Genomic DNA, 4,536 nt, shown 5'->3' on the forward strand with positions numbered 1-4,536 from the left:
CGGCGCGGGCGACCGTGCCAGTGGGAAAAGGTGGCGTCAGCACGAACTCGGGCACGTAGTGCTCATCCTGCGCGACGGGGGGCACGTGGCAGTGCGCGCGCGGATCCGCCGGAACGCAGGTACCGCGGCCGTCGGTGCCGTGCGCCTCGAACGTCCCGCCGATCTGCGCGCACGACAAGCCCACCGGTGCCGGAGCGTCCGGGCCGAGCGGATCGGCCACCGTCGCCGCCGTGCTCGCCGTCGCCGGTGCGTCGGTGCGAGAGTCGCTGCCGCACGCCGATAGCGCGAGCACGGCGGCGAGGACGGCGACGGCGGGCACGGTGCGGCGCATGAGATCCCCCTGAAGTGAGGCTGTACGTACGAATGCGCCCCGATCCTGTCACGGATCGGGGCGCATTCGCCGCTCAATCACATTCCGGCGGCGGAACTTCTACGACCACCGACGCCCGCGCCGATAGATCCTCGACCGGCCGACCACGTACAGGTCGGCGAACTCGGTCACGACGCGAGGATTCGCGATGTGCGCCACACTGGGCGCGATCACGGCGGATGCGTCGTTCCTGAGAATCGCGGAGACGATCTCGACTGTCGGCCAGTCGGTCTCTGCGGTGGTGCGCACGATCTCGACGATATCGAGCCGGTGTCGCCGTGCGAGGCCTTGCATATTCAGTTCATATCGCCACTGGCGCGCGCCCGCGAGATCCGTGCGGATGGTCGCGACCGCGCGCCGACTAGTGCCGTCATCGTCCAAGGGTTGAGCCGCCCCCGCCGATCCGGCGCGGCTCAATGCGTCGGTTTGTTCTGAATGAAAGGATCGCCCGATTCTGGCTCAGTGGAAACTACATCGGGCACGCGGGGTAGAACGTGCAGCGCAGCGGCCTTTCGGCCGCATCGCTGCACGGTTGCGCCATCACCCGGAGTGCAGTGCCGGTGCCCGCCGAGCGTCCGGTACGCCTCGAGCTCGCCGAGCCGGTGCCGTGGCGCCGAGTGGCACGAATGCATCGGCGCTGCGCTCTCGGCGAGCACGCGAGCGCGGATCTCGCCGACGCTGTAACCGCGCGGTATTCGCTGCGGCCAGAGCCACACGACGAAGGGCAGGGCCAGTAAGCCGCTGGTGATCAGGCATGCGGCGACCGCGAAGTGCCCCCAATCGGTCACCATCGATCCGCCTCGATACGGTGACTCAACGACAGCTGTCGCGCGAGGCGGCGATTGTGCCTGGGGCCGTGGGCCGGTCCGCGCTGCGCGTCCTCGTCGAGGTACCCCTCGTCACTGATCGCAACGATGCCGTCGGCCCGGTCGAGGTACGTGGGTTCGGTATCCGGCCGCGCGAGCGCACGTTTCGCGTCGTCGTCGGCGCCGAATATGGCGAGCAGCTCGGCGACGCTACGCATGGTTCACCGCCTCGGCGTCGAGTTCGATCACGCCGTCGACGACGCGCAGCCGCCTGCGCGCGGTCGTGTGCCGGTCGTCGAGCACCGGGCTCCCGACCCAGCGGCAGCGCCCGGGCCCGGTGTGGATGTGGTCACCGATTCGACCGGTGCTCGTGTAGGGCGCGAGGCCGGTGCAACGCTCGGCGGCGACGTCGGGGCATCGCACCTCAGCGAGCGGGCCGTGTGTCGTGCCGTCGGTCGTTGTCCATGCTCCGCACTGGGACAGGAGTACGGATTCGATGCGGTGCGTTGTCATCGCGCCACCCGCCCGTGTGCTGCGTACGCGCGGTGCCCGCTGTCGGTGATCTGGTAGCGGCCCATCCTCGCCGAGCCGGAGCAGATCAGTCCGCGCGACTTGAGCGCCGAAACGGCCGATCGCGTTCGGTACGTCGTCAGCTGCGCGGCCCGCGCGATCTGGTCGATTGTGAGCATTCCGCCCGGCTCGAGTACGGCGAGCACTGCGCCTTGAGATTCGGTGATCTTCACGTGCATGGGTCCGGCCCTCCTAGTCCGGTACCCGGACCAGCCCCCTAGTCCGGTCACCGGACTATACTCCGACATGCTGTTCTCGCACACGCAATCCGCGTAAAGTCGCTGATGATCGACAGGACCGGCGAGAGGACCAGGGGCGAACATGGCAGAGGACGAGCCGCTTATCGGGCCGATCATCGAGCGACGGCGCGAAGCGCTCGGTCTCAACCTGATGCAGCTCGCCGACCGCGTCGGTGTCACCGAGAAGCAGATTTCTCGATGGGAAAAGAACACGCAGAAACCCGGGCCGGAGAATATTCGCCGCTTGGCGCGCGCGTTGATTCTCACGCTCGACGAGTTGCTCGGCCTCGTGCCGATCGGCCTCGACCTCTCGATACTCCGGTTTGCGGCCTGGGAGACCAGTCGCAACGGAATGCCCGTCGTCGACCGGCACACGATCACCGCGCGCCACACCGGGGGAGAGGTCACATTCGCCGCCGAGGGCGATTATCTATGGTCGGGTGTTCTGCGCATCGTCGACCATTCGCTCATGGGCTCGTATCTGTCGACCGAGCGTGATCACTTCTACCGAGGTGTGTTGTATTTCCCGCTGATCGCCGCCGATTGGAGCGCCGTCATCGGTCGTTGGACGGGCACATGGGCCGATGGTCCGCTCGGCGACGGCTACGGCGTTCTCGCCAGCGATGAGGACCGCGCGGGCCGCTTGATGAATTCCGTACTCGCCCACGATGGGCCGCTCACCGAGTGGCCGAGAGAGGACTGATATGCGCACCGGACGGCAGTTCGACACGGGACACGTCGGCTACCTCACGACCAGCGGCACCGCCTCGGCGACGTGGCGGCGCGAGGGGGGGAACCGCGCTGTCGTCATGTTCATCGACGACACGAGTTCCGATAGGCCGGCGCGGCGCTGGCCGGACGAACGGATGGATTTCCGGCCCGGACACATCGCGTTCGACCCCGAGGCGTACCCGAGCATCGCGAAGGCGCGCGAGTTGCTGCCGGAGTACGGCGCACTATGGGACGCAGTCGAAGACGAGTACCGCACTACTCTCGCGGCGCCGCGCACGCCGGATTCCGCCTACGCCCAGCACGCGGCATTTTTCGACGTATCCGCGTAGCTGCGCAAACGCGTCAACCCCACTGGCCGGACACGGGCGCGTGGTTTCAGCCTGGTCGTTTGTCCGAATGTCTACACTGTGGGACGCCTCGATGTGATCGAGGCTGAAAAAGAACGCCCCGGCCAGTCACCACCTGGCCGGGGCGTTCCCTGTTGGGACGCGTGATCACGCTGCGGCGTTCACCGCCGCCCGAACCGCGTCCTGCTCGACGGCGCAGTAGGCCTGCGTCGTTGCGACGCTACTGTGCCGCATGGCATCGCGCACGGCGAGGATGTCGCGCGTCGCTTTGAGCGCGCGAGTACCGAACCGGTGCCTGAGCTTGTGCACGGTCCAAGGCGCCTCGCCCTCGTACGCGGCCGCCGCCAGCGCCTCGGCGCATAGTCGGCCGACCCACCTCGGGGAGAGGTGCCCATCTTCGGCACCTGGGAACAGATACCCGCGTCGAGGGTGTCCCTCGCCCGGCGAGTGCGCCGGTGCGCCCGCGGCGATCAGGTTGCCGAGGTCGTCCGGCACAGGCATCGTCGCCTTCTTGTTCCCCTTACCGTGCACGACGAGGCTGTATCCCTCGTCGCCCTCGATGAGATCGTTGCCCACGTGCACGACGGCGATCTCGGCCCGGCGCAGACCGATCTCGGCCGCGAGCCGGAGCATCAACCGGACCCGCGGCGACGCGACTTGCAGCGCGCCTCGATAGATCCGGTCCGGCGCCGGGCGCGGGCTAGGTTTGGCGGCCGCGATCTTCGGCAACGCCTCGGCGGCGTTCTCCGTGACCACCCCGGCAGCTACCGCCCATTTCCAGAACGAGCGCGCGCTGTTGCGTCTGCCGCGCCGGGTCTCGATCGCCCATACCTGATCGCCCATCCATTGCACCAGTTTTTCGCCAGTTATCGTGTCGGGTCCGCCGGGGCCGACCTCGCGGGCGATCTGTTCCATGTCGCTGGTGCGGCGCTGGATCGTTGTCTCCGAGAGACCGGCGGCACGCAGGTTCACCTCGTAATTCTGAAGCGGGACAATCCAACTCGTAGGTATGTGAAGTTTCATCCCTCGATTCTCACGAATGGGACGCTTTCTTTGTCTCACTTTCGACCCCTAATCTGAATGCCGGTTTGCGGCAGGCAAATCGGGGCGCTGGCCTCGAAATGGGCGAATTTGTAAGACGTAAAGAGAGGCAATACCCTGCCATGTACAACTGCTGCAAACTGACGGCAAACATTCTGCCTCGCAGTAGCATACGGCCGAGCAGACGCAGCGTGAAACACGCCGTACATGGGTCCCCCCGATCGGCCGATCGAGCCGAGCGATTGAGCCAGATGATGGCATAGGTGGTTCACGCCGCGCCATCCGTTCCGGCGAGTCGCGCCCGCCTGTCGGACATGCCCTGTTCCCACCTGGCCCGGTCGGCCATGTACCAGAGATAGACGCCGTAATCACCGCAGGTGCCGAGACACTCGAACGTGCCGTCGCCCTGGTCGCCGAATTCGGCGTCGATG

The 4,536-nt window shown here is 66.9% G+C and carries 8 protein-coding genes and 1 pseudogene; 2 read left to right on the forward strand and 7 right to left on the reverse strand.

Features of this window, described 5'->3' with window-relative positions; translation table 11 throughout:
- From ACIA5H_RS37510 to ACIA5H_RS37535, 6 genes and pseudogenes are all read right to left on the reverse strand, one after another.
- Positions 1 to 331 (reverse strand): annotated as a pseudogene (locus ACIA5H_RS37510) (hypothetical protein); the annotation flags it as partial.
- A 99-nt stretch (positions 332 to 430) separates the two neighbouring features.
- A complete protein-coding gene (locus tag ACIA5H_RS37515; protein WP_397081083.1) occupies positions 431 to 619 on the reverse strand; it encodes a hypothetical protein in 189 nt (62 codons plus the stop codon).
- Between the two features lie 164 nt (positions 620 to 783).
- On the reverse strand, positions 784 to 1,161 hold the full coding sequence (locus ACIA5H_RS37520; RefSeq protein WP_397081085.1) for a hypothetical protein: 378 nt from the start codon (positions 1,159 to 1,161) through the stop codon (positions 784 to 786).
- Entirely contained in the window at positions 1,155 to 1,394 is a 240-nt protein-coding gene (locus ACIA5H_RS37525) for a hypothetical protein (protein WP_364599143.1), read from the reverse strand. Before ACIA5H_RS37525 ends, ACIA5H_RS37520 begins: the two co-directional genes overlap by 7 nt.
- Positions 1,387 to 1,689, reverse strand: coding sequence for a hypothetical protein (locus tag ACIA5H_RS37530; RefSeq protein WP_364599140.1), 303 nt, complete (start codon positions 1,687 to 1,689; stop codon positions 1,387 to 1,389). The genes ACIA5H_RS37525 and ACIA5H_RS37530 overlap by 8 nt, the downstream gene beginning before the upstream one ends.
- Positions 1,686 to 1,925: a hypothetical protein gene (locus ACIA5H_RS37535; protein WP_364599137.1), complete on the reverse strand. Its 240-nt coding sequence runs from the start codon at positions 1,923 to 1,925 to the stop codon at positions 1,686 to 1,688. The genes ACIA5H_RS37530 and ACIA5H_RS37535 overlap by 4 nt, the downstream gene beginning before the upstream one ends.
- A 142-nt stretch (positions 1,926 to 2,067) precedes the next feature.
- On the opposite strand from ACIA5H_RS37535, the gene ACIA5H_RS37540 reads away from it, so the two are divergent.
- Positions 2,068 to 2,688, forward strand: coding sequence for a helix-turn-helix transcriptional regulator (locus ACIA5H_RS37540; protein WP_364599134.1), 621 nt, complete (start codon positions 2,068 to 2,070; stop codon positions 2,686 to 2,688).
- Position 2,689: 1 nt separating this feature from the next.
- Positions 2,690 to 3,046 (forward strand): hypothetical protein, encoded by a 357-nt coding sequence (locus ACIA5H_RS37545; protein WP_364599131.1) that lies wholly within the window; start codon positions 2,690 to 2,692, stop codon positions 3,044 to 3,046.
- Positions 3,047 to 3,211: 165 nt separating this feature from the next.
- On the opposite strand, the gene ACIA5H_RS37550 is transcribed toward ACIA5H_RS37545, so the two are convergent.
- Positions 3,212 to 4,036 carry a tyrosine-type recombinase/integrase gene (locus tag ACIA5H_RS37550; protein ID WP_364599128.1) on the reverse strand — a complete coding sequence of 275 codons (825 nt, stop codon included), beginning with the start codon at positions 4,034 to 4,036 and terminating at the stop codon, positions 3,212 to 3,214.
- Positions 4,037 to 4,536: the final 500 nt, after the last annotated feature.

It is taken from the genome of Nocardia sp. NPDC051900 (assembly GCF_044452545.1).
In the GTDB taxonomy this organism is placed as follows: Bacteria; Actinomycetota; Actinomycetes; order Mycobacteriales; family Mycobacteriaceae; genus Nocardia; species Nocardia sichangensis.

Bases quoted from the DNA above. Each gene is read 5' to 3' on its own strand.
- ACIA5H_RS37520 (WP_397081085.1), bottom strand. From the start codon at position 1,161: ATGGTGACCGATTGGGGGCACTTCGCGGTCGCCGCATGCCTGATCACC.
- ACIA5H_RS37540 (WP_364599134.1), top strand. From the start codon at position 2,068: ATGGCAGAGGACGAGCCGCTTATCGGGCCGATCATCGAGCGACGGCGC.
- ACIA5H_RS37525 (WP_364599143.1), bottom strand. From the start codon at position 1,394: ATGCGTAGCGTCGCCGAGCTGCTCGCCATATTCGGCGCCGACGACGAC.
- ACIA5H_RS37545 (WP_364599131.1), top strand. From the start codon at position 2,690: ATGCGCACCGGACGGCAGTTCGACACGGGACACGTCGGCTACCTCACG.
- ACIA5H_RS37535 (WP_364599137.1), bottom strand. From the start codon at position 1,925: ATGCACGTGAAGATCACCGAATCTCAAGGCGCAGTGCTCGCCGTACTC.
- ACIA5H_RS37530 (WP_364599140.1), bottom strand. From the start codon at position 1,689: ATGACAACGCACCGCATCGAATCCGTACTCCTGTCCCAGTGCGGAGCA.